General features: G+C 37.1%; 23 protein-coding genes and 1 rRNA gene. 17 read left to right on the forward strand and 7 right to left on the reverse strand.

Annotation, left to right across the window (positions count from 1 at the left end; genetic code table 11):
* The first annotated feature begins 2 nt into the window (after nt 1-2).
* From rrf to ACE199_RS21790, 5 genes are all read left to right on the forward strand, one after another.
* Nucleotides 3-118 (forward strand): 5S ribosomal RNA (gene rrf, locus ACE199_RS21770).
* 491 nt (nt 119-609) lie between these two features.
* Nucleotides 610-1098, forward strand: a complete 489-nt coding sequence (locus tag ACE199_RS21775) for a GNAT family N-acetyltransferase (protein WP_375351623.1) — start codon at nt 610-612, stop codon at nt 1096-1098.
* A gap of 91 nt (nt 1099-1189) precedes the next feature.
* Nucleotides 1190-2233 (forward strand): beta-carotene 15,15'-monooxygenase, encoded by a 1044-nt coding sequence (locus ACE199_RS21780; RefSeq protein ID WP_375351624.1) that lies wholly within the window; start codon nt 1190-1192, stop codon nt 2231-2233.
* 255 nt (nt 2234-2488) lie between these two features.
* Entirely contained in the window at nt 2489-3766 is a 1278-nt protein-coding gene (locus ACE199_RS21785; RefSeq protein ID WP_375351625.1) for an MFS transporter, read from the forward strand.
* Nucleotides 3767-3905: 139 nt separating this feature from the next.
* Nucleotides 3906-4133: a hypothetical protein gene (locus tag ACE199_RS21790; RefSeq protein WP_375351626.1), complete on the forward strand. Its 228-nt coding sequence runs from the start codon at nt 3906-3908 to the stop codon at nt 4131-4133.
* Between the two features lie 88 nt (nt 4134-4221).
* Here the strand turns inward: ACE199_RS21790 and ACE199_RS21795 are convergent, their stop codons facing one another.
* Nucleotides 4222-4803 (reverse strand): LOG family protein, encoded by a 582-nt coding sequence (locus ACE199_RS21795; protein WP_375351627.1) that lies wholly within the window; start codon nt 4801-4803, stop codon nt 4222-4224.
* 215 nt (nt 4804-5018) lie between these two features.
* Nucleotides 5019-7190 carry a bifunctional diguanylate cyclase/phosphodiesterase gene (locus ACE199_RS21800; protein ID WP_375351628.1) on the reverse strand — a complete coding sequence of 724 codons (2172 nt, stop codon included), beginning with the start codon at nt 7188-7190 and terminating at the stop codon, nt 5019-5021.
* Nucleotides 7191-7581: 391 nt separating this feature from the next.
* On the opposite strand from ACE199_RS21800, the gene ACE199_RS21805 reads away from it, so the two are divergent.
* Complete coding sequence (locus ACE199_RS21805) at nt 7582-7851, forward strand: 2TM domain-containing protein (RefSeq protein ID WP_375351630.1); 270 nt, start codon at nt 7582-7584, stop codon at nt 7849-7851.
* Between the two features lie 182 nt (nt 7852-8033).
* Nucleotides 8034-8897: a DUF6612 family protein gene (locus ACE199_RS21810; RefSeq protein ID WP_375351631.1), complete on the forward strand. Its 864-nt coding sequence runs from the start codon at nt 8034-8036 to the stop codon at nt 8895-8897.
* Between the two features lie 359 nt (nt 8898-9256).
* Here ACE199_RS21810 and ACE199_RS21815 read toward each other — a convergent pair whose 3' ends face one another.
* Nucleotides 9257-9541 (reverse strand): TetR/AcrR family transcriptional regulator, encoded by a 285-nt coding sequence (locus ACE199_RS21815; RefSeq protein WP_375351646.1) that lies wholly within the window; start codon nt 9539-9541, stop codon nt 9257-9259.
* Nucleotides 9542-9971: 430 nt separating this feature from the next.
* Between ACE199_RS21815 and brnQ the strand changes: the two genes are divergently transcribed.
* Together brnQ and ACE199_RS21825 are read left to right on the forward strand one after the other, a co-directional pair.
* Nucleotides 9972-11300, forward strand: coding sequence for a branched-chain amino acid transport system II carrier protein (brnQ, locus tag ACE199_RS21820; RefSeq protein WP_375351632.1), 1329 nt, complete (start codon nt 9972-9974; stop codon nt 11298-11300).
* Nucleotides 11301-11420: 120 nt separating this feature from the next.
* Nucleotides 11421-11633, forward strand: coding sequence for a hypothetical protein (locus ACE199_RS21825; protein ID WP_127758709.1), 213 nt, complete (start codon nt 11421-11423; stop codon nt 11631-11633).
* Nucleotides 11634-12141: 508 nt separating this feature from the next.
* On the opposite strand, the gene ACE199_RS21830 is transcribed toward ACE199_RS21825, so the two are convergent.
* Nucleotides 12142-13905, reverse strand: coding sequence for an ABC transporter ATP-binding protein (locus tag ACE199_RS21830; RefSeq protein ID WP_375351633.1), 1764 nt, complete (start codon nt 13903-13905; stop codon nt 12142-12144).
* 760 nt (nt 13906-14665) lie between these two features.
* On the reverse strand, nt 14666-15658 hold the full coding sequence (locus ACE199_RS21835; RefSeq protein WP_375351634.1) for a LacI family DNA-binding transcriptional regulator: 993 nt from the start codon (nt 15656-15658) through the stop codon (nt 14666-14668).
* Between the two features lie 250 nt (nt 15659-15908).
* Here ACE199_RS21835 and ACE199_RS21840 point away from each other — a divergent pair, with 250 nt between their 5' ends.
* The 3 genes from ACE199_RS21840 (at nt 15909) to ACE199_RS21850 (ending at nt 17482) form a co-directional block, all read left to right on the forward strand.
* Nucleotides 15909-16244: a hypothetical protein gene (locus ACE199_RS21840; protein ID WP_375351635.1), complete on the forward strand. Its 336-nt coding sequence runs from the start codon at nt 15909-15911 to the stop codon at nt 16242-16244.
* Nucleotides 16245-16284: 40 nt separating this feature from the next.
* Complete coding sequence (locus ACE199_RS21845; RefSeq protein ID WP_375351636.1) at nt 16285-17055, forward strand: serine hydrolase domain-containing protein; 771 nt, start codon at nt 16285-16287, stop codon at nt 17053-17055.
* A 292-nt stretch (nt 17056-17347) separates the two neighbouring features.
* Nucleotides 17348-17482: a hypothetical protein gene (locus ACE199_RS21850; RefSeq protein WP_257467548.1), complete on the forward strand. Its 135-nt coding sequence runs from the start codon at nt 17348-17350 to the stop codon at nt 17480-17482.
* Between the two features lie 61 nt (nt 17483-17543).
* Here ACE199_RS21850 and ACE199_RS21855 read toward each other — a convergent pair whose 3' ends face one another.
* Complete coding sequence (locus ACE199_RS21855) at nt 17544-18698, reverse strand: MFS transporter (protein ID WP_375351637.1); 1155 nt, start codon at nt 18696-18698, stop codon at nt 17544-17546.
* Between the two features lie 245 nt (nt 18699-18943).
* On the opposite strand from ACE199_RS21855, the gene ACE199_RS21860 reads away from it, so the two are divergent.
* From ACE199_RS21860 to ACE199_RS21870, 3 genes are read left to right on the forward strand one after another with little or no spacing between them, the layout of a single operon-like run.
* Nucleotides 18944-19681, forward strand: coding sequence for a hypothetical protein (locus tag ACE199_RS21860; protein WP_375351638.1), 738 nt, complete (start codon nt 18944-18946; stop codon nt 19679-19681).
* A gap of 1 nt (nt 19682) precedes the next feature.
* Nucleotides 19683-20528 carry an FAD binding domain-containing protein gene (locus tag ACE199_RS21865; RefSeq protein WP_375351639.1) on the forward strand — a complete coding sequence of 282 codons (846 nt, stop codon included), beginning with the start codon at nt 19683-19685 and terminating at the stop codon, nt 20526-20528.
* A complete protein-coding gene (locus tag ACE199_RS21870; RefSeq protein WP_375351640.1) occupies nt 20521-20997 on the forward strand; it encodes a (2Fe-2S)-binding protein in 477 nt (158 codons plus the stop codon). The genes ACE199_RS21865 and ACE199_RS21870 overlap by 8 nt, the downstream gene beginning before the upstream one ends.
* Before the next feature lie 32 nt (nt 20998-21029).
* Here the strand turns inward: ACE199_RS21870 and ACE199_RS21875 are convergent, their stop codons facing one another.
* A complete protein-coding gene (locus ACE199_RS21875; protein ID WP_375351641.1) occupies nt 21030-21587 on the reverse strand; it encodes a hypothetical protein in 558 nt (185 codons plus the stop codon).
* A 291-nt stretch (nt 21588-21878) separates the two neighbouring features.
* Between ACE199_RS21875 and ACE199_RS21880 the strand changes: the two genes are divergently transcribed.
* Both ACE199_RS21880 and ACE199_RS21885 read left to right on the forward strand, forming a co-directional pair.
* Nucleotides 21879-23102 (forward strand): YbfB/YjiJ family MFS transporter, encoded by a 1224-nt coding sequence (locus ACE199_RS21880; protein ID WP_375351642.1) that lies wholly within the window; start codon nt 21879-21881, stop codon nt 23100-23102.
* Between the two features lie 49 nt (nt 23103-23151).
* Nucleotides 23152-23910 carry a YqcI/YcgG family protein gene (locus ACE199_RS21885; protein ID WP_375351643.1) on the forward strand — a complete coding sequence of 253 codons (759 nt, stop codon included), beginning with the start codon at nt 23152-23154 and terminating at the stop codon, nt 23908-23910.
* Nucleotides 23911-24003: the final 93 nt, after the last annotated feature.

A 24003-nucleotide genomic window follows, 5' to 3' on the forward strand; every position in this document is an offset into this window, starting at 1 on the left:
TGTCTGGTAATGATGGCGAAGAGGTCACACCCGTTCCCATTCCGAACACGGAAGTTAAGCTCTTCAGCGCCGATGGTAGTTGGGGGTTTCCCCCTGTGAGAGTAGGACGTTGCCAGGCAAAAAAAGTAGCCCTAAGTAGGGGCTATTTTTTTTGCTTAATTTTATAGGAAAGAAATAGTTGTTTAGTGATACAATTAAGTGATTACCATATTAGTTGAAGGATAGTGCCTGACTACTGACTAGAAACTTTTAATGTTAAGAAATCTCTCTTATAGAAGATGATGCAATAGATATTTTAACTCAAAGGTATTTTAAGAATTTAGAATCTAAAGATAAAAAGTTCAATATGAAGCATTTAAACGTGTATTAGAACTTATCAAAAAGAATATAGCATGCTTTGGAAAAATACATAAAATCATTTGAAAAGTAAAAAAGAATCCATTTTGAACAACCTGTTCAAAACGGATTCTTTTTAGTTGCTCTAACAAAGGGGCATGTGAGAAGTTCTAAATCAAATAGACTCTTTTTTAAATCATGTCGTAAAATGGAAGGGTCAGGTTATAAATAGATGAATAGAGCAATCGTTCAAACATTGGAGGAATGATAGGTATGTTAAAAATACGAAATGTAAAAATAGAAGATTTACCTGAGCTTGTACGAATTGAAAATCTTTGCTTTACAAAAGAAGAGGCCGCGACGAAAGAAGCGTTTGAAATGCGCATTCAGTTAATTCCTGATAGTTTTTATGTAGCAGAACAAGACGGTACCATAGTGGGCTTAGTCAATGGCCCAGTTATTGAGAAGGCATTCATTACGGATGATTTATTTAGCAACATAAAGGAAAATCCAGCGTCTGGAGGTCATCAAAGTATTTTAGGATTAGCTGTGTCTCCAAGTTATCAAAAACAAGGCGCCGCAACAGCGCTGCTCACACACTTTGAAAGGGAAGCGAAGGCCAGTCAGCGTGAAACGATTACACTTACTTGTAAAGAAGATTTAATTGGTTTCTATGAAAAGCATGGATATCTCAATTATGGGGTGTCGAACTCGGAACATGGTGGGGAAATTTGGTATAATATGAGTAAAGAGCTGAGATGAGCATTTTATACAATGAAGAATTCTCAATAGTTATAACGAATATTTCGAAGTTTAAAAAATATAATCATTCAAAATGAATGAGGTGGATAGCATGATATTAAAAAAAGATTCAACACATATGATGTGGCTGATCTTATTATTGCTTGTGTTAACTTCTAATTTTGTCTTATATCGTTCTTCCTTTGGTGTGTCGCTGCTGCCTGACAATACAAATGGTGTTGTATTGGGCTCCATTATCGATTTAACTATTGTAGCGCCTGTTTTATTTTTAGCTTGGAAACGTAAATTGAGCTGGAAGCCTCTTATTGTGATGATGGCAGCTGGGCTTATTGCTGCGCGTTTTATGATTCCAGTGGAGTATTTAGCTCCATTTAAAACCATTACATGGGCAGGTTTTGTTATAGAAGGTGCACTTGTTTTACTTGAGCTATTATTATTAATGACATTTTTTAAATATTTGCCCGAAATCATTCGTACTGTTAAGAAAAGCCCACTGCCACTTTTGTTTTCTTTCTCCGATGCAGTAGACGAGAAAGTAAAGAAACATCCCATTATACAAGTGATTTGCTCTGAAATGCTAATGGTTTATTATGCTTTAGGTATGTGGAGAAAGAAGCCGCAATATGAAGCCAATACGTTTACACTGCATAAGAAATCAAGCCTGATTGCTTTTCAAGTGATGATGATTCACGCGATTATGATTGAAACAATCGGCATTCATTGGTGGTTACATGAGAAGTCACTTATTTTATCAATTATTTTGCTAGTGATAAACGTTTATTCTGTCATTTTGTTTTTAGGTGACATTCAAGCGGTACGTTTCAATCCTCTACAGATGGAACATGATCGTATGTATGTTTCTCTTGGCCTGATGAAGCGTATGGAAATACAATGGGATGATATTGAGGAAGTGATAGAAGACAGAGATAGATTAGAACAAAAACTTTTGAAGAATACAATTGATTTTATTGCACGTGATTTTGAAGAAGTCTATCCCAATATTATGTTGAAATTAAAACGCCCGGTTGAAGCCACTTTGCTGATGGGGGTAAAGAAAGAGTATGAGCAAGCAGCGATTCGAGTGGATAATCTGGAAGGATTTAAAGAAGCGTTGAGGCAGAGGGTATCAAAGTAAGCTGCGTTCACTAAACCTTTTTAAAATCGTGTTCCCTAGCACGAGAGAAATGAAATATATGTTCATTATAGTTAGTTGAATAACTCATCAGTCGATTGAATGAGGGAGAGGCCGTCCTGAAAGTATCACGCTTTAGGATAGCTTCTTTTTTTATTCCTTTTATTTGAAAATTAAGCTAGATTATCTACTCTAAAACCCATACAATAAATGATTATGATTCATGTTCATAAATTATTTGAGACAGTAGGTGAGTGTTTGAAGCGTATTCATTATAGTTGGTTTATTTTAATTATTGTATTCTTCTCCATTATCGCAGCCGGAATTATTCGATCATCATCAGGAGTCTTTATAGAACCTTTTGAAGCGGAGTTCGGATGGGACCGTTCTACTATTTCTTTAGCATTTGCGATTAGTCTTTTTTTGTATGGGCTTTCTGGTCCATTTATGGCAGCTTTAATTGAAGTACTAGGATTAAAGAAGATGATGGTATTGGCCATGGCTACGTTATCCGGAGGAGTTGCTCTTACATTTTTTATGGAGCAATCGTGGCAGCTTATTCTTATTTGGGGGATTCTTATAGGATTAGGGTCTGGACTCTTTTTAACCGTCTTAAGTCCATATGTGGCCAATCGTTGGTTTGAGAAGAGAAGGGGATTGGCAGTCGGTATATTAACAGCAAGTACGGCAACGGGTCAGTTAATTTTGCTGCCGGTGTTAGCCTATGTTATCGAACATTATTCATGGCGTTGGGCGATTGGCCTTATCATGACTCTTAGCGTTATAATGTTAGTTATCATTTTATTATTTATGAAAAACACTCCAAAGGAAATAGGGATCCTTCCGTACGGACTTGACGAAGAGCCTTCAGAGTCGAGTATAGTTCAGAAGAAAAACCCTATTGTGATTGCTTTCCAATCTTTACTTGAAGCGGTCAAAGTGAAAGCGTTTTGGCTATTAGCAGGCAGCTTCTTTATATGCGGACTTTCAACGGGCGGTTTGATTGGTACGCATTTTGTTTCGTATTGTATGAGTTATGGCATCCCGATGATAACTGCAGCTTCTTTACTTTCCTTTATGGGAGTCTTTGATTTAATTGGAACGACTATATCGGGCTGGTTATCGGATCGATTCGATAATCGCTGGCTGCTGTTTTGGTATTATGCTTTAAGGGGAGCTTCTTTGTTATTGCTTCCTTATGCACTTTATGAAGGGTCTATCCCGCTATTAGTTCTCTTTGCTGTATTCTATGGATTAGATTGGATTGCAACTGTACCCCCAACGATTAGTATTTCTAGACAAATCTTCGGGGTAGAAAAGAGTGGAATCATTTATGGATGGATATTTGCAGCTCACCAGGCAGGTGCAGCAGTCGCAGCTTATGGCGGAGGTCTTATTTATAAAATATTTAACTCTTATACATGGGCATTCTTTCTTGCGGGCATCTTTTGCTTGGTAGGCAGCCTATTTGTAGTTGTCATTAAAAAACAAAAATCAGAGGTTAAACAGGATTTGACAAATGGGCAAGCAATATAAATATAATTCGATTCACATGCTTAATTTGCTGAAATCATCATCCATTTCTACGCTTTCTCATGCTCTTGAAATGAAAGTGTTGAAAAATTGAATAGATTGTCTTTTATATAGTCATTTTAATAATAAAGGAGATGATTATATGCCACGTGACGATGAAAATATACATGTTGAAGCAACCCCTCATTTTGATGGGAAAAGAGAAAGTATTATCAATGATCCTACAGCATCTGCTAGTTCAACAATGGGCATATTTGATACGAAAAAGGAATTTGCACAAGAGAAAAATCCGTTCAATTATACGCCTAAACAAGATCCAGAAATGGAACAGTTTGAGAAATTGATGAGAGGGAAAAAGGTAGAAGAGTAGAAAGCTGATAAACAGTAAGTAAAACAAATGAGCTTAGGGACAGTATGCCCAAGCTCATTTGTAATATGAATTCAGTGGTGTGTACTTATCAAGTTTGATTTTCTTTAATATAGGTCTTCACAGCAGGAGGGGTATAGGTATAGAATTTCTCAATTAAATCTGCTGGATTTGAATCAACTAGAGCTATGGAACGATGTTTATCCTGTAAAAACTGTTGTTCATTCATATGATTGAAGAAGGAAATCAGTAAATCATAATAATGGTCTATATTTAAAATGCCACAAGGTTTTTGGTGAAGTCCTAGCTGAGCCCAAGTAAACACTTCAAAAAACTCTTCTAACGTTCCAGGTCCTCCAGGTAAAGCGATAAATCCATCTGCTAATTCGACCATTTTTGTTTTTCTTTCATGCATAGAGTTAACGACAATAAGTTCTGTTAAATGAAGGTGTGCAATCTCTTTTTCCTCTAACATTTTTGGGATTACGCCGATAGCTTGTCCACCTGCTTCTAAAACAGCATCTGCTACTGTTCCCATAATTCCAACACTGGAACCTCCATAGACAAGCGTAATGCCTCGTCTGGCTAATTCTTTCCCTAGCTGGATAGCGCCTTCTTTATACGTATGTGAAGCTCCGATACTAGATCCACAGAAAACAGCGATTCTTTTCATAGTAGCCTCCATTACATCATTTTTTGTTTTTCTTCTTTTTGATTATAATGAATTTTTATATTAAGTGAAACGAGTGGAATGTTAATAAACTTTTAAAATGATCTAAAAAATATTATGCATCTGGACGGTCATACATGCTTGTTTTGAGTGTAAAAAGTAAAAAAGCTAATAGTCTACTGTCTGCAGGCTGTTAGCTTTTTTAGATTGCAATTTCTTTATACTACTTCTTTTAATTGAGTGATGGAAAGAACCTTTTTTTGAATGGTATCGAAATTTGCTGATAATTCTTCGGGATCGATTGGCTTACTAAATAAATATCCTTGGATAATATCACAATCACGATCTGCTAAAAAGGAAAGTTGGCCGGTTTCTTCCACACCTTCAGCAACGACTTTCAATTCAAGATGTTTCGCCATCGAAATCATCATAGAAATAAGTACGTCATCATGATGATTCGATTGTACATTTCGAACAAAAGAACGGTCTATTTTTAAACAATCAATCGGGAATTTTTTTAAATAATACATAGATGAATAACCTGTTCCAAAGTCATCTACAGCTATTTTTACACCCAATTGCTTTAAATCATGCAAAATTTCAGTCATGTGGTTAGTATCTACCGTCATACTTTCGGTAATTTCTAATTCTAAGTAATGTGGGGGCAGATTCGTTCTCGCTAAAATATCCTCTACCATCTCTACTAAATTTTGTTGGAAGAATTGCCCGGTTGATAGATTAACAGCGACACCGATATGTGAAATGCCTTCATTATGCCATTGTTTAGCCTGTCTGCAAGCAGTTTCCAATACCCATTCACCGATTGGGACGATTAACCCTGTTTCTTCTGCGATTGGAATAAATGCAGCGGGTGAAATCAATCCTTTCTCTGGATGCTGCCACCGAACTAACGCCTCTACAGAATCAATAGAGCCTGTACGTAAGTTAATTTGTGGCTGATATTCAAGATAAATCTCTCCGTTATCAAGGGCGTAATGTAAGTCCTGTTCAAGCACTAATCGCTCTATGAGCTGTTGTCCCATTTTGGAATGGTAAAATACATATCGCTCTGTTGCTTTTTGTGCTTCATGCATGGCGACTTGAGCATGTTTTAAAAGTTCCTCTTGATTCGTGCCATGCTTCGGATAAACGGCAATGCCGATATTCAATGTAATATTTAATAGGAAATGCTGTAGTTGAAAAGGCTCTTTCATTCCTTTTTGAATTTGTTTACATACTTGAACTACATCCTCATGGTCCTTTACTGAATGGAGGAGAATCGTAAACTCTCCCCTGCCTATTTGACTGATGAATAAGTCTGGGGGAAGAGATGTACGTAGACGTGTTGCAACCTCTTGTAGCATCAAGTCTATAAAAGAATGACCAAGCGATTCATTAATAGATTTAAGTCGATCAATTTCTATCATTAGAATCGCTTTTTTCGTTTTTGGCATGCTTAGTTCTATTGATAATTTCTCTGTTAAAAATCGCGAATTTGGCAATTCGGTTAGTTCATCGTGATAGGCCATGTAATGCAGGCTTTCTTCAGATTTTTTTAATTGTTTTTGGGTTTCTATCAACGATTGAAATGGTTTTTCAACAGAGGTAGAGTAAAACGTCCTCATTAAAAAATAAAACCCTGATAATTGAAAGAAGTGACCCATGAAATTTTTAATATCATACACACTTTGATAGGTTGTGAACATTAAATCGCCAAGTATTAAATAAACAGAAGCCACAATGATGACCGTATTTTGACGTCGATCTTTATTGAAATTTCTCCACAAATAAAGAAGTATTAAACATTGCAACATAATGGCTAAATATTGCAGACTATTTTTTAATGGTGTTGTACCTACTCCTTCAATTACAAGATGCGGTAATAGTTCATATGGACTGTAGATAAGGAATATCCAAACAAAAGTATATAAACAAGCTAAACTATATGTAATTCTACGCTGTATAAAGTGAATTTTTTTAGGTTTTGATGTCAAAATGAGCAATAAACCTAAAGCTTGTGTTAAGCGCCCAATCATATAAAACCATGTAGCTGAATAAGCAGAGCTATCTTTAATAAAAAAGGGCATGCCTTTATAAGATAGCGTATGAATGAGAGTTAACAAACCTACTGATAGAAAGAGAGCACCAATATACAACCGATGATTGGAAAAAATATAAGGAAATATGAGCCATGCTTGAATTGCAATCGTAAAGGATGCAATGATAATAAAGATTTCAAGAATTAAATGGATGGTCACATAATTATTTTCTCCCAATATGCCATACAATGGATTACTAAATAGCAAAGCTGGTATGAGTAATAAGAGAGGGATAGTTAAACTAAATCCGTCTCTTACGGAAGATTGGATATTCTGTTTTTTTATCTTCATGATTGATCTCCCTTTAGTTCATAGCGTGAGAACATATTCATATTGTTAGTACGGTAGTTTAGACTTAGCATGTTTCGAGAGCCGTATAGCACTGACTATAATACATGGTAAATGTTAAGATAGTTATGATGATTTTATTAATATTTTGCTACTATTATGTAATAATACCTCATTTAAATAGTTCATAATACCCTTTTTTTATACAAAATTATGTATAATAGTATTAATTTACTTAAAATTTATTAATTTTGTTCGATTGTTATAAGTTACATATAAAGAATGTAATCGAACAATAAACTGCTATATTTTTAGAGATATAGAAGTACATATAAATGGTATACATCAAGAAGAGTTTTAGGTAAGAGTGACATGATTAAGGGGGAATGTGCGAATGGAGAAGGATGAAAAATATTTAAGGGCCAAGAGGCGCGTACAAAGTCTAAAAGCGTTTTACATTCACTTGACGGTGTATATTTTAGTAAATATGATGCTGTTTGTTATTAACCTAAGTTCAGATGCAGGGAATTGGTGGTTCATCTATCCACTTGGAGGTTGGGGAATCGGAGTCATCATCCATGGTTTAACCACGTTTGCATCCGGTAAATTCGGGGCGAATTGGGAAGAAAAAAAGATCAAAGAGTATATGGAAAAAGATAAGTAGAACCTTTATTTAGGAGCCAAGATTGGCTTCTTTTATATTGAGGAGAGGGATTAACTAGCTAATTGATTTTGGCTATAATGCTATATCACTAGTATAAAAGTTCCGATTATGTAAAATATCAACATATATTCCCTTTTTTATTATATGATTTATATATTCTATAAAAAGGAGAATATATAATAATGAAACTTAAAAAGTTATTAGCTATTCCTTTTCTAGCATTGTTTACTGTGTTAGGTGCTTGTGGTCAAGAAGCAGCACCTGTTTCAGATGCTGGAAAGTCTAAAGAAAATGAAAAATCTCAAGCGAGTGAAAAATCTCTTACAGTAGAAGAAGTATTTGAAAAAACAATTGCGGTTAGCCGTGATTTAAAAAGTGTATCTGTGAAAATGGACAATAATCAAACGATTACTTCTAGTAATAATCCTGAGCCAGTGGATGTAAAATCAACCATTGAGATGGATGTTATTCAAAATCCAATTGCTCTTTATCAAGTAATGACGATTGAGGTCCCAGGGGAAGAGTCTGTGAAATCAGAAACATATTTCACGGATAAAGGGTTTTATATGTTTGAGCCAACAGAAAACAAATGGGTGAAACTTCCCGAAGAAATGTCTGCTGAGATATTAAAAGTAACGAAAGAGCAAGGAGATCCAGCGGCTGAACTGAAAAAGATGCAATCCTATGTAGAGGACTTTAAGTTCGAGCAGGATGATACTTCTTACTTCTTAACACTTAATGCTTCAGGTGAAAAATTCAATAGTTTAGTTCAAGAAGAAATGTCGAAAAGCTTAGGTCAAGACTTAGGGGTCGCTCTTGAAAATGTAGATATTAGTGATGTGAATTTTAAATACACAATTGATAAAAAAAGTTTTAACTTAACAGCTATGGCTATTAACATGACCATTAAAACGGTTGAAGGTGAAGAAGAAGTAACGATGAAGCAAACGACAAATGCTATATTTAGCAACTACAATGGTGTAGATGAAATTGCGATTCCGGAAGATGTAATGAAGTCTGCAGAAGAAATTCAACTGCCACAATAAGTAGTGATAGTAGAAAACCTCAGTCCTTTCTTTTGAAGGAATGAGGTTTTTTTATATATGGTTAACTTGTTAAACCGATCTAAGAATATTGATTTGAAGAGGCTGTAGATTTTTAGATTCTAGATGGAATGTGATAATGTGGGAAATTTAATTTGGTTTTATATGGAATAATGAATATCTATTTCTACTGATATTAAATAAGAGGATATAAAACAGGATAGAATATACCTTAGCGTAAAAGAAGTTATTCATTAGCCAGTTATAGAAACATGTTCAGTATTCATAACAGGACATTTCCCCGGAAATTAGATAAAAAGGAGGGAGAATGTTTTGGCAGAACATGCTCTGAACATAAGGAGTTATTTTAATTTTTTCTGCTGTTTAGCTAAGTTACTTAATAGGGAACGGATATGCTCGAGCTCTTGATACATAGAATTGGATGAACAGCGACCTTTTGCAGACTGTAGTGTGTACGGAATCATTTCTTGCGGATAGTGGCTTTTTTCAAGTACCTCCCATGATTCGTTATAAATATGTTTAACAATGTCTAGCAGCAATTGTTCTTTCGTATGAAAATGATAGTATATGGTACCTTGCATAACACCAGTACCCTGTGCAATGGCTTTCAAAGTAAAGTGTTGAATCTCTCCTGCCGCTAAGCATTTTTTGCGGCTTGAAGAAGCGTTTCTTTACTTTGATCTGTTGGTATAGTCATTTGTTATTCTCCATTTATTAGTTGGGTATACAATTAACTTTATTTTCAGAAAAATATTATCGCCAATATTTAGGGTGATCAGGTGTTGTAAATCGTGTTATGAGGCGATTGGCAGAATTTAATTTATACATAGACTGCATAATTTGTTATTGTGATATTGTAAGTACGTTTGATATGTGATATAGTTCATTAAGTTGTACCGTACTTCTTATATAATTACAAAGAGGTATTCCATTGACTTAATTTTCTGATTATTGCATACATTGGCAATAAATAGAGAAATGTACAAGCGATTGCATACAACCTCGTTGTAGATTTATATGGATTTTTAGGTAAAAAGATTTTATGGGGGTTTTTTTGTGTCAAATAAAGTACCATCTTCATTTGTATTAGTTGTTGGCTTAATGCTATTTGCATTATTCTTTGGTGCTGGAAATCTGATTTTCCCAGCGGGTCTTGGACAAGCAGCAGGTGAAAATATGTGGCTTGCCAATGCTGGCTTTTTAGTAACAGGAGCTGGTCTGCCTTTACTTGGTATTCTAGCATTAGGAGTTTCGGGGAAAGACGATTTACAGTCTTTAGCAAATCGAACTCATCCAATTTTTGGTGTAGTGTTTACCGTTATTTTATATCTTTCAATCGGACCTTTGTTTGCGATTCCAAGAACAGGAACAGTTTCGTTTGAAATGGCTATTAAGCCTTTTTTAGGCGATGAGGTTAGTTTTTTACCTTTACTAATCTTTACAATTATTTTCTTTGCGCTTACGTGTTATATTTCGATTAACCCTAGCAAGATGGTTGATATTATTGGAAAATGGCTAACACCGATTATGCTCGTGTTTATTTTAATTTTAATGGCTTTCGTCGTATTTAAACCAATGGGAGCTTTCCAAGCACCTACTGAGGACTATATCTCTAATGCATTCTTTACAGGGTTTGAACAAGGTTATTTAACAATGGATGCTCTTGCTGCTTTCGTGTTTGGGATTATTGTTATTAATGCGATTCGAGATAAAGGGATTACGAATAAGAAACAACTTCTTACTTTATGTATGAAATCAGCGTTTATCGCGGCAGGTATTTTAGCTTTAATCTATACAGGACTATCATATCTTGGTGCTACAAGTGTAGAGGAAATAGGTTATGCAGATACAGGTGCACAAGTATTAGTACAAGTTTCAAGTCATTACTTCGGTCCTTTCGGTGGAGTGTTATTAGGCTTTATTGTGTTACTAGCATGTTTAACAACAAGTGTTGGATTAGTTACGGCTTGTGCTTCTTATTTCCATAAGTTAATGCCAAGTGTTTCTTATAAAAATTTGGCAATTATTTTCTCTGTTATTAGTGCAGGTTTTGCGAACTTTGGATTAGCGCAATTAATTTCGTTATCTGTACCTGTGTTAACAGCAATCTATCCATTAGCAATTGTGTTGATTGTTTTAACATTTACACATTCTCTTTTCAACGGTCGTTCTGAAGTATACCAAGGAAGTATGCTATTCACATTCGTTGTGAGTTTATTTGATGGATTAAGTGCAACTCCAATCGATGTTTCAGGAGTAACTAATTTCTTTGGAGAAGTCTTACCTCTTTACGGAATCGGGTTAGGTTGGATTGTTCCAGCGATTGTTGGTGCAGTATTAGGTTATATCATTAGCTTGATGCGTCCGAAAGCTCCGCAAAAATAAATTGTTCAAGAAAACGCCCGTCTACATGTAGATGGGCGTTTTTGCGATTTTTTCCAATAATAAAAGTGTGAAGTAAGGTCATGATATAGAGGTATTTTAAAATGTAAAGGAGAGAATGATATGTCTCAACAACCAATAGATGTAAATCAATTAAATCAAGCAAAAGCGAATGTGACTTTAACGCAAACCTTATTAAGTCAAGCAATTGAAAAGTCTTCATCTGATCCAACTTTAGCTGGAGAGGCAATTAAGCAAGCGGCGAATGAGATTGCCCAGGCTCAAACAGCTGTTAGTCAAGTGCAAAGTGCATTAATCGTTCAAAAATCTGAATAAAAGTAAGAGGGCTTTGCCCTCTGCTTTTTACTTTGTATGGGCAAGCGGATTGGGTACCATTTTTTCTTTTGTTTACTTCAATGATTGTTGGAGTGCTGCTAAAGAGGGAGTATGTACGTTATGTGTAGAAAAGGAAGTTCTTTTTATTGCAAATTTGAAATTAACGAATGTTACACATGAAACCATTAGAGAATAATCTGTATGAAGTAGGGTCGTAAAATCTACATAGAAGACATTGAAAAAGGATGAATAGTTGAGAGTGTTTTCCCTATATTTTTACTATTGTAGCAGAATAATTAGAGTAGAGGATAAGGTCATATATGTAGAAGTAAACAAATACACTACAAAAAGAATAAGGATGGAAAATGTACACTCGATTGGAGTTTTGTATTACAAATTTTCCGAACGAGAAAGCCTACCTTATCGTTATTAGAAATAATCATGTTATACAAAAGAGGCACTGTTAGAAGAGTGCCTCTTTTTGGTGTTTTCTTATTTATCCCTATATTTAGTGGGGAGTAAGACCTTGGCTTATCGAAGATTCACTTGCTTCCCCGAACTGTTGTTCAACGAATGCCCGATATAATTCATGTGTTTCGGTTAATTCGTGATGCGTACCGATGCCTGTGACTTTCCCCTTTTCGATGAAGATGATTTGATCAGCATTGATAATGGTGGATAAGCGATGGGCAATGACAAAGGTTGTGCGCCCTTCCATTAAACGAGTTAAGGCCTGCTGGACAACATGTTCAGATTGGCTATCCAGGCTCGCTGTTGCTTCATCCATCATCAGAACCTTAGGGTTGCGTAGAAAGGCACGTGCGATTGCGATTCGCTGTCTTTGCCCACCTGATAGTTTGACTCCTCGCTCGCCAACCTCAGTATCTAACCCGTTTGGAAAGGAGCTGATAAATTGATCGGCATAGGCCATTTTAGCAGCTTCCCATAGACGTTCATCGGATATTGCTTCCGGATCTTTTAAACCATAACAGAGATTGTTGCGGATTGTTCCAGCCATCATCGCACTTTCTTGAGAAACATAGCCAATTTGGCTGCGCCAGGAAAGAAGTGATAAATCGGTAATGGGGATTTGGTCAATTCGTATTTCACCTGCGGTTGGTTCATAAAATCGTTCAAGCAATCCAAACATTGTTGTTTTTCCACTGCCGCTTGGCCCCGCAAAAGCAATCATTTCACCAGGCTGTGCTTTAAAAGATACATTCTGAAGCACAGGTTCGTCTTCATTATAAGCAAATGAGACATTTGAGACAGTAATTGGTTTGTCTGTAATGTCGATATCTGCCCCGTCTTGCCCCGCTTCTGATGATAGCTCTAAAATCTCGATAATTCGTTCTGTAGCTCCTTTTGCTTTTTGTAATTGTGTGAAAAACATCGCGAAGGATGTAATCGGCATAATGATTTGGAATAGATAAAGCAAAAAGGCAACGAGTGATCCTGTTGACATCGTCCCGTTCGCAACCCGCATGCCGCCATATCCAATAATCATGACAATGACGACCATGATGACCAAATACATAATGGGCATGATTAAAGCAAAAATACGTGCTTCTTTTAATCCGAAGCTGAGCAATTTTTCAATCCCGGTTAATCCTTTTGCGGCTTCATTTTGTTCAGCGTTTGATGCTTTCATTAAACGAATTTCACTTAAGGTTTGCTGGATATGGCCTGTGAATGTCGCCGTTTCATCTTGTAAGCTTCTTGATATTTTTGCCATTCTCTTCCCAAGCGGGATCATGATTATTAAGGTAATCGGAACGGAAATGAGCATCATCAGTGTCATTTTCCAATCCATCACGAATAAGATGATAACGGCTCCAATAATGGAAATCATCCCTGAGATAAATTGTGGGAAATGGTCCGAAATTAATGCTCGTACGACGCTCGTATCATTGACAACACGACTGACGATTTCGCCGCTGGACTGTTGATCAAAATAGCTTACAGGCAAGCGGATGAGTTTTAACCACATGCGGTCACGCAGCCGAGCAACCATTTTTTGACCAACAAAACTTAATAAGTAAATAGACACGCCGCTAATAATAGCTTGGATAATAAAGGCTGCTCCAATCCCGATAATAAGCGGTGTGCTTAAGGATGATACCGAAAAGCCATCGACTAAATTCTTTGTTAATAATGGAACAATTAGACCAGCGAGCGTAGTAATTATACTTGCTGTTAACCCCATAATTAGGGCAAGCTTCGGAATTTTTGTGGATAAAATCAGAGAGAGGAATGGTTTTAAATTGTTCATAGAAAGGACTCCTATCTAAATGATTAGTGATAATAACCACTTTAATGCTGATGTGATCTAATGAGAAAAGTGCGCTATATAGAACGGAAGGCTGCTTCTATCATCTTAAAATATACATAAAATAACAAGAATAAGCCACTCTAATGAATAGTGAAATAGAGCGATTTGTGTAAAAAAACCTTCTGGAGTGTTAGTACAGACAGCTATTGCACCCAATCGACATTCCACGTCAGGTGGACATTTCAGCTAGAATTTCTCTGGTTATTCGACAAAAAGTGATAAAAAGGTAGTTAAGGGTGTGAATTGCTTATGCATATTTTATGCAGAGGTATGTATAAAATAAAGAGATGCGACTACAGGTTGGGCGCTTATTTATTATAGTGGAATAAACATGGAAACAGCTGACTCTCTGATGGTTGAGGGGGGTTATGAATGTATTTAAACAACCAAAGGAAATGTCTATAAATGAGAGGTATTTGTTATGCTGGGTGGCCTGTATTTTGCGGAGATCTAGAGGTTTCTTTGCTAAAAGAGGTTGAAAAAGAATCTTTTTAGTGTTGAGCAACCAGGTTAAAACGTTGATAATACAACGTTTGGAACCGGTTCTTGATAAATACGAAAAAACGTGGTATTTTAGGGAACCGGTTCCAATAAAGGGCGAAAAACGCCCCTTGATGTTTGTTTTTAAGACAATGAAGCAGAGCTCCGCTTGATGTTGGCTGTGTTGTTTTTATAAAGAGGGAAGAGCTGGATGTGCTAATTAACTAGGGGCAAATCGTTTATCAACACTTTCTCTTGCGATAATTTCAAAGTTTGAATAAGTCAGCATTGGAATGTCTTGTCCATTTACGAGTTGGACAATATGATCGGCAGCTTTTTTTCCAGCTTCAATAAAGTAAAACTGGACAGTGGTTAAGGCTGGATGCATCATTGCAGTTATTTCATATCCACCAAAGCCGGTTACTGATAAGTTAGCTGGTACATGCATTCCTTTCGTATAGGCGGCTTTGACTGCGCCAATTGCAATCTCATCTGTTGCGCAAATGAGGGCAGAAGGGAAGAAGTCGTTGAAAATATCTAAAGCATTCGCTGCTACTTCACGCATATTGGCCTTCGTTTCAAAATAGCGAACTTCACAATTATTGACGTCTCTAGTAGCGCGTTTAAAGCCTTCTTTCCGTTTTACGCCGACAGCGATGTCTGTTTCGCTGACTCCTAAAAAAGCGAGTCTTCGGTGACCTTGTTCAATAATGTATTTTCCCATTGCGTAACCAGCTTCTTCATCATGGTGAACAAGGCTGTGTATTTCATCATGATGTTGGCCGACTAACAGGACAGGAATATCAATTTCAGAGATTGCTTGTACATGTCGATCAGTAATTTGTGTCGCAAGCAAAATAATGCCAGCTACTTTTTGTTTGGCCAGAGTATAGATGTTTTCAATTTCACGGTCTAAATTACGGTTAGTATGAGAAACGAGCATAAGATAATTTAGTTCGCGAAGCTGCTCATCAATTCCAATCAATGTTTGGGATGTCTCATATGAATCAAGCTGCGGAACAATAATGCCGATAATATTAGTTTTCTTTGCTTTTAAACTTTGTGCAAAAGCGTTCGGCATATAGCCTGTCTCTGCGATGATGTCTTCAATTTTTCTTTTTGTTACTTCACTGACAGAGCCGCCGTTTAAATACCTAGAGACGGTGCTCTTTGCTACGCCCGCAAGCTTGGCGATATCGGCAATGTTTTTCATTTTGTCATCTCCCTTTTTTCAATATGAGTATACAACATTCTAGTAGATGCAAGAAGGGGCTGTTTAAAAGTTTACATCAAATTTTGTGAATTGTTTCACAATGTAACCTTCCGTGTCTTCTTGTTATAAATCAAGAATGTAAGTTTGACTGCTTTATGACTAGTTTAATAAAAATATATGACTTTCCTTCACTTAAGAAGATGACTTTTATTTTTCATAATAGAGTTAGCAAAGTGATGGAGGAGTTGAAATGATTGCGCTTATTGGAAGGGTAATTTCTCAGATGGTCTCAATCTTCTTTTCTTCAATAATGGTGTTCGGTCATGCGGTCATACTAGCTGCCCTAGGGGTGATGGGGGTTTTCACTGAACTATGCACATTATTGATGCCGATTTTGGGACTGTTAAGAGCTTTTGGTATGGAGAACATATTTATTATAAAGGATGAAGTTCAAGGGTCTAGTCTTGTGAGTTTACCAATTGGAATGTTTCTGGGGATTATTTGTGCATTACTATCATGGTTAAGTTTTCGCACTTTGATGAAATATTTTCGCTGGATTTCTAAAGAGGAGCACAATGCACCTTAGTGGCTAGTTAGATAAGTGAAAAAGAAAATGGGGGAAGATCATGAAAAAAGTATTTAAGATTTTAGGGACTACATGTTTGAGTACCATTGTCCTTTTATTATCTGTTGCGTTTGTTTTTGGGAGTACAAAGCATTCTAATTTAATAGGAAATGAGGGGAGTAAGGTCAAGGAATATATGGAGGAATTTTCGGAAGAAGAAAAAATTGATGGATCAGTGCTTGTGTTTCATAGAGGTAAGGTGATTCTTGATCAATCATATGGGTTAGCCGATAAAGAAAATAAGCTGCCGTTTAAGAATGATACTCTATTTCCCATAGGGTCGATTACAAAATCGATGACAGCTGTGGCTATTTTACAATTGGAGGAACAAGGGAAGTTATCTATTTCTGATTTGCTATCAGATTATATGCCAGAGTTACCAAATGCTGATAAAATTACGCTTCATCAATTATTGAATCATAGCTCAGGGCTTACTGACTTTTTGGAAGTTGATGAAATTAAGGGAGATTACACAAAAGCTTATTCTGAGAAAGAGATTATTAATAGCTTTAAAAATAGGACGTTGACATCAAATCCTGGTGAGAAGTATGCGTATATTAGCTCGGGTTATTACTTGCTTGGAAAAATAATTGAACAAGTATCTGATGAAGCGTACAGCACCTATTTACAAAACCATATTTTTAAACCAGCCGGAATGAATGATACGTTTGTTATGAGTGAAAGGAATGTCGATAAAATACAGGTAAAAGGATATGAAAACGAGTATGAAATCGGACACGATTATATACTCGTTTTTTTATGGCTATATTAAGGAGAATATTGGTTCAAGTTGTTTTATTGGCCTTTATACTAGTTGATGGCTCCTTTTTTGCGATAGCGGTCGAAGTTTTACATTGTAAAGCTCTAAATTCGTTGTTTCTGCAATTTTTTAATGGAAGCGTTTTAAATATGAATAGTTTGTGAACTATGTCACTTAGTACTTTCTTTTTGAAAAAATCGGAGTAGAATAAGAGTCAAGAAGTTATTATATAACAGATTGACAAAAACATCGCATTTACAGCGATTGTTATATTACAAAAAATAAAATGATGGAGGGTTTTACAATGTGGGTTATTACAGTATTTGAACAAAAAGATGTTCGTGTTTTTGAATATACAAATAAAGGGGAAGCAATCCAAGCCCTTCAACGTTTCGATAAAAATGCCGTAAAAAACGCTGTATTATCTTATACAAAATAATGCCTAGCCCGCAGCTAATAAATAGCTGCGGGCGTTTTTTAATTTCTGACACTCGTTTTTATTAATGAACCTGTCTTTCTTTCATAGTCGGCGGTTCTTTTAAAAGGCTGCCTGCCGCTGCGATAATTAACAACGAACCTGTAAAAAGGAAGCCCCCTACGGCTGTGAATGCCAGTAACCCTGTTAGTCCAGAGCCAGCTACGACGCCTAAAGAGAAAAAGGCATAAAAATATCCATAGGCTTTGCCGCGATGAGCGGGTTCAACTGCATGAACGAGTAAAGAATTGATAGATGGGAATAAAAAAGCAAATCCGATGCCATATAGAGCCATACATACATATAAAGATGGTAGATTAACCATTTGACTCAGCAAGAGAAGACTAAGCCCCATAACAGTCATACCAAATGCTAGTGTAAACATCGGCTTAATCCGATCGAAAACGATATTAGTAGGCAGAAGGAAAACAAGAATCGCTACTATGCCGAATGTACTTAACAAAAGGCCGCTCGTTTGAGTATCATACCCGAGACCAATCACTTTTAACGGTAACATATAGGCGAGAGCTCCTTGTGAAAACATAAGGAGAAATGCTCCGATAAATGCTTTAACAATATTGGCATTTTGAAAGAAAGCATAGATTGTTATCGATTCTTTTTGCTCTGCTTCAGAATTTGTTTTTACATTGTTACGCAGAAGGAAGAGAGCAAGTACACCTAAAAGAAACATTGAAATCGCTGTAATCGTTAACACCGTTATTTCACTCGTTTTGCTGGCAACAATTCCACTAAAAGCAGGGCCGATAATAGCGGCCATACCAACAAAAGCACCCGAAATCGCTGCCCCTTTTCCTTTTTTATCTTCTGAAGCGGAATTAGCTAAATAAGTGAAAGCCGCAGGTACAATCAACCCGGCCAGTAAACCGTGTAAAAAGCGGATGGCAAGTAATGACCAAGCTCCTCCTGCAAAACGGTATAAGAAGAGGGAAATACCCGTTAATAGTAATCCTGTTAATAAAATGCGAAAAGGCCCTTTCTTATCTGTCAAAAATCCAGATATCACGTTACCAATCGTATTTGAAAAAGAATACATACCGACAGCCAATCCTGTTAAAAACGGAGTTGCACCAAGTGATTCCGCAAAAGGACTCATAATCGGCAGCTGAGTAAATAAGTCGAAAAATGAGAAAAAAACAATGAGATAAACAAAACTACGCATACATGCCGCCTCCATTTAGTTATCTTGCTTCTATTCTTTGTTTTCAATAAAGGTTTGTCAAGGAAGGATTTATGAATCCTATTAGGCGGTTTTTCTACTAATTTGACTCTGTTATGTGCCTCTGTTGGTTTTGGGCCCATTTGTGCAGTAAAGCTATTCAATTAAAATAGGAAGCATTAAACATTTTTCATTTCTTTGCTCATACACTTAATGAGTACATGAATTAAGTGTATGAGGGGGTATGTATGGAAATCATCGGGAAAAGTGTGATTCGAAAAGATGCGTGGGAAAAGGTCACGGGGCAGGCTAAATACACAAGTGATCTACAACAGGCTAATCCATTGCATGTACAAAAAGTAATAAGTCCATATGGGCATGCATTAATAAAGAAAATAAAGGTATCAAAGGCAAAAAAAGCTCCGGGAGTACGTGCTGTTATTACGGGAGGGAATTTACCGTTAACAGGTGAAGAAATTCGAGACCGTTATCCGATTGCCCATGACAGAGTCCGCTATCATGGAGAGGTAGTAGCTTTTGTTGTGGCAGATACACTGAAACACGCTAGATTTGCGGCAAACTTAATTGAGATTACATATGAGGCTCTTCCTGTTATTCAGTCACCTACCGAGGCTCTAAATTCAGACGCAACGCTTCTGCATGAACAGCTAGGACAGTATATAAAAATAGGAGAAGTTAATCCAGTGCCTGGAACGAATATTGCGAACCGCTCGAAAATAAGAAAGGGTGATAAAGAGAAGGGGTGGAAGGAAAGTGAGGTTATCGTTGAGGAAAGTTTCTCATTTAGACCATCTGATCATGCAGCTATGGAGGCGAGGTGTGCATTAGGACGTATTGGTGAGCATGGACTGATTGGGATGCCGGCAGCCCTTGCTAATAGTTTATCTCTGGCGGCAGGAGTGCCTTTAAATCAATTACCATTGCTTCTTGAATTAATCTGGAAAAGTGTGAAGGGAGAGAGGTGAATTGATTTCTTACGATTTTGACTACTATAAACCAACATCGATTAAGGAGGCAGCAGAGCTTTATCATCGTCTAGATTCTGAAGGTAGAAAACCAAAATATTTTTCAGGTGGTACGGAAATCATTACCCTAGGGCGCTTAAATCTCGTTTATACGGATGCGGTCATTGATATAAAAGGAATTCCTGAGTGTAAGAGATGGGAATTTGAAAAGAATGAGCTAATAGCAGGGGCGGCTTTACCGCTGTCTTTATTGGAGGAAGAACCCCATTTTCCATTATTAAAGCAAACCGCAAGTGAGGTGGCGGATTATACGTCAAGAAACAAAATCACACTTGGAGGGAATGTTTGCGGCCAAATTTTTTATCGGGAAGCGATATTGCCTTTTCTCCTAGCGGAAAGTGACGTCATAGTTGGGGGGAGAAAGGGCGTTAGAAGGGTGCCGATACGCACAATGTTTCATCGAGAGTTAACCTTGAAGCCAGGGGAGTTTCTTGTACAAATTATTACCGAGAAAGCGTATATCGATGCTCCTTTTCTTAGTGTGAAGAAAAGGCAGCAATGGGAAACGGGCTACCCTCTTATAACAGTAGCTTCTTTGAAAAAAGACAATTTTCTCCGGTTTGCTTTTAGTGGTGTTTGCGCTTTCCCATTTCGCTCAGATGAAATGGAGAAAGTTCTTAATGATGCAACGATGACGTATGAAGATCGTGTGCTAAAATCTTTCAACTATTTACCTAAGCCTATTTTAAACGATATGGAAGGATCAGAAGAATATCGATTATTTGTTTTGAAAAATACATTAGTAGATTTTTTGAAGCATTTTGAAAGCGGGGGTGTGCATGAGTAAACGAAAGCCGAAACGATGGACGATTGAATTGAAAGTAAATGGAGAAAAGTACGAAGCTGACATTTATGCTTCTGATCTGTTACTGCATGTTTTACGTGAAAAATTAGGCTTAACTGGTGCGAAGCCAGGTTGTTTAAATGGAGATTGTGGTGCTTGTACGGTGATGGTGAATGAAAAACCGATGAAGTCTTGTTTAGTTTTAGCCATTGAGGCTGTTGGTACGGATATTTTAACAATTGAAGGCCTTATTCATTCACCGATTCAAAAAGCTTTTATCGAGCATTTCGCCTTTCAGTGCGGATACTGCACCCCGGGCTTTATTATGAACTGTCAGGCCTTATTGTTACAGCATCCTGCTCCTGACTCGGAAACGATTAAACAATGGCTATCCTCTAACATTTGTCGCTGCACAAGTTATCAAGAGATTGAAAAAGCGGTGACTTCTGTGTTGAAACAAGGCGGTAATTAATGATGCACACGGCTTAAGCCGTGTGCATCATTTTAGGAGAAAACCTTTCGAAACCACTGGATGGTCGGTCTTATAATCTCGGAATACAGCCATTTAATTGGTGGATAAACACACTTCATCCATAGAAAGTGTAGAGGACGATAAATAATATGAAGCCACACCCACTTCATAATGACTTCACTGAAGCGTAAGACTGGAAGGAGGATTTCTGTATAAAACCAAAGAAGTATATGCTTCCATAAAAAATATAAAGGATAGTAAATGACATAGTATACAAATGGATAAATAAGATAATTCCAACAAAAGCGACAAAGCGGCAAAAGAACTTCTCTAATAATAGGGAAGAGTACTTGGCGCCATACCCACTGAATAGGGCGACGAATCATGTATTTCCAAAAAGGATAGAGCAAATAATCTGAGATTAATTGAAAGATAGGTAAAAAGATTTTTTCCCAAATCCAAATAAGCGGCTTAATTATGAAGTAAAACCAGAGAAAATAGATTAAACGAAAAAGAAGTTGAATAGGAAAATAAACGATAAACACCAAACCGCGTAAAAGATACTTCACCCCGCTCTCGATTGTTGGCATGGAACTCGCCTCCTCTAAAAAAGAATTATGTTTCTATTTATTCTATGTTCTTCCTATTAGTTATAACAACTTGATTTATACCTGTCTTGGTCTGAATAGTACTAAGGAAGAAAGGATTAGACTCTTTTGAAAATGATATGAAAATACAAAAAATGACAAAAAGAAAGGAGATTATTTAGGCGGGAGAGAAATAACAGTGTAAGCGTTTCCTGTTTTGGAGTTCGAAATGATGACTAAAGGAAGCTCAATAAATGAACAATGAATAGAATATGAAAGCAGGAGTGTGAAGGGATGGGTCAGGAACAGCGGATTTGGTGGTATGCTTTTGCGAGTATGATGGTGACAATTAGTACTCTAGGTTTTGCAAGAATGTCGTTCGGGATTCTCATGCCTTTTATGAAGGAGAATTTATCACTGACGTATGAACAGGCAGGTATGTTAGGGACAGCCACTTCGATTGGATATTTAGGAATGGTTCTTTTTGCGGGTATCCTTGCTTCAAAATGGGGCTCGAAGCGTTTAGTTGTTTGGGGGACGTTCCTTGTGGCGATTGGTTTGTTGTATTTGTCTTGGGTTACGAGTTTTATTTCTTGTCTAGTGGCAATGGCAATGATTGGAGTTGGTACGGCTTTCACCTACACACCACTTGTAAATATTGTTGTTGGTTGGTTCCCGAAGCAAAGAGGAATGATGATTGGTTTTCTCGTTAGTGGATTGGGATTAGGGACTTTAATTTCGAGTACGCTTATTCCATTCTTTACTACATGGTTTTCGGAAAGCGGCTGGCGGTATCTTTGGCTTTTGTACGGAATACTTTCTCTAGTAGTTGTTCTTGTGGCTCAGGCTATCCTTCGAGATCCGCCTATTCCTTTACGTAAAAAGGGGCAGCACAATGATTCGCTTCTTCGGGAAGTGTACTTGCATAAGGGTGTTTTGCTAGTGGCCATTATTTACGGATTGATTGGATTTGCTTATTTAATTCCACAAAGCTTTCTTTTTAGTTATTTTTTAGAGTCTAATGTTGATCGATATTCAGCTGGAAGAATCATGGCTTTTGGTGGGATTATGTCTATTTTTAGCGGGCCGTTGTGGGGAACGATTTCAGATAGAATAGGGCGAAAGAAATCTCTACTTATTACCCTTTTCCTAGGGGCTGGTTCGATGCTTATTCCGATTTTATTTCCTATACAAATTGGGTTTGTTGTAAGCCAATTCCTTTGGGGAGTAACGGTTGTGGGCATGCTTTCACTTATTCAGGCACTTTCCACAGAGCAGATTCATCATTCTTATGCACCGATTGCGCTAGGATATACGACGGTTTTCTTTGCGGTAGGGCAATTAGCTGGACCGGGTCTTGGCGGCTGGATGATTGACCATATAGGAGGAATTCCTTCAGCTTTACTTCTTTGCTGCGGGCTTTTATTTACTGCTTTTATTCTAGCTACACAATTACAGAAGAAAGCAGCTGAAGAGCAGATGAATCTTCAAAAAGTGGATGACTCTGTGGGAGGGTGATTCATATTTTGTCCCTCAATGCTATATGTATAGCATTGAGGTGAAGTTCATGACAGTGAAGGATAACTATTTATTTCAGAAAGAGGACATGCTGAATCCGGGGATGCCAGCATGGGTTATGAGAGAATATCTTAACTTTCAAAGGGTTGTGACAGATCGATCGTTTCCTTGCTATTTTGGGATGTCGGCGGAGCTGAAGGGTGAACTTCGTTATTCTTATATTAGTCATAATGATTGGTCTCATCTGCCACAAACAATCGAGGCGTTTATTTCTTTGTTTGATGAATCAAAACCGCTTATAAGGCATGGGTTGTTTTTGTTTATAGAGCCTGAGAAAGAGGAAAAATCGATTCCGTATTATCGGCAGTATTTTTGGAATGTTCTTCAATATTTACATGAGCAAGACACAAAGCCTTGGCCAGCGGATTATCCAACAGACCCAGAACATCATTTATGGGCTTTTTCCTTTGCGGGAGAACCGTTTTTTGTATTTGGGAATGCCCCTGCGTATAAGCAGCGCAAGACTAGGGATTTGGGGAATAGTCTTGTGTTAGGTTTTCAGCCAAGACGGATTTTTGAAGGATTAGAAGGGACCACTATTGGGGGAAGTATGTCTCGAGAAAAAGTAAGAGAACGTGTTGAAAAATGGGACCGCTTACCGAAGCATCCAAACATTAGTCATTATGGTGACCCAAATCATCGAGAATGGAAGCAATATTTTATTGGAGATGATATTGAACCAATTGAAGGAAAGTGCCCATTTACTCATAGACTAAGTAGTTCACTTGATTCTAAGATAAAACGCTGAAAAATCATGGAATAAAGAGAATAACTTTTTAAAATTGTCCTTTAGTCTCTCTTTTGATGAGGTGAGGGTCAATTTTTTTTTATATTTTGGCAG

Source organism: Peribacillus sp. Hz7 (genome assembly GCF_042136355.1).
In the GTDB taxonomy this organism is placed as follows: Bacteria; Bacillota; Bacilli; order Bacillales; family DSM-1321; genus Peribacillus; species Peribacillus asahii_A.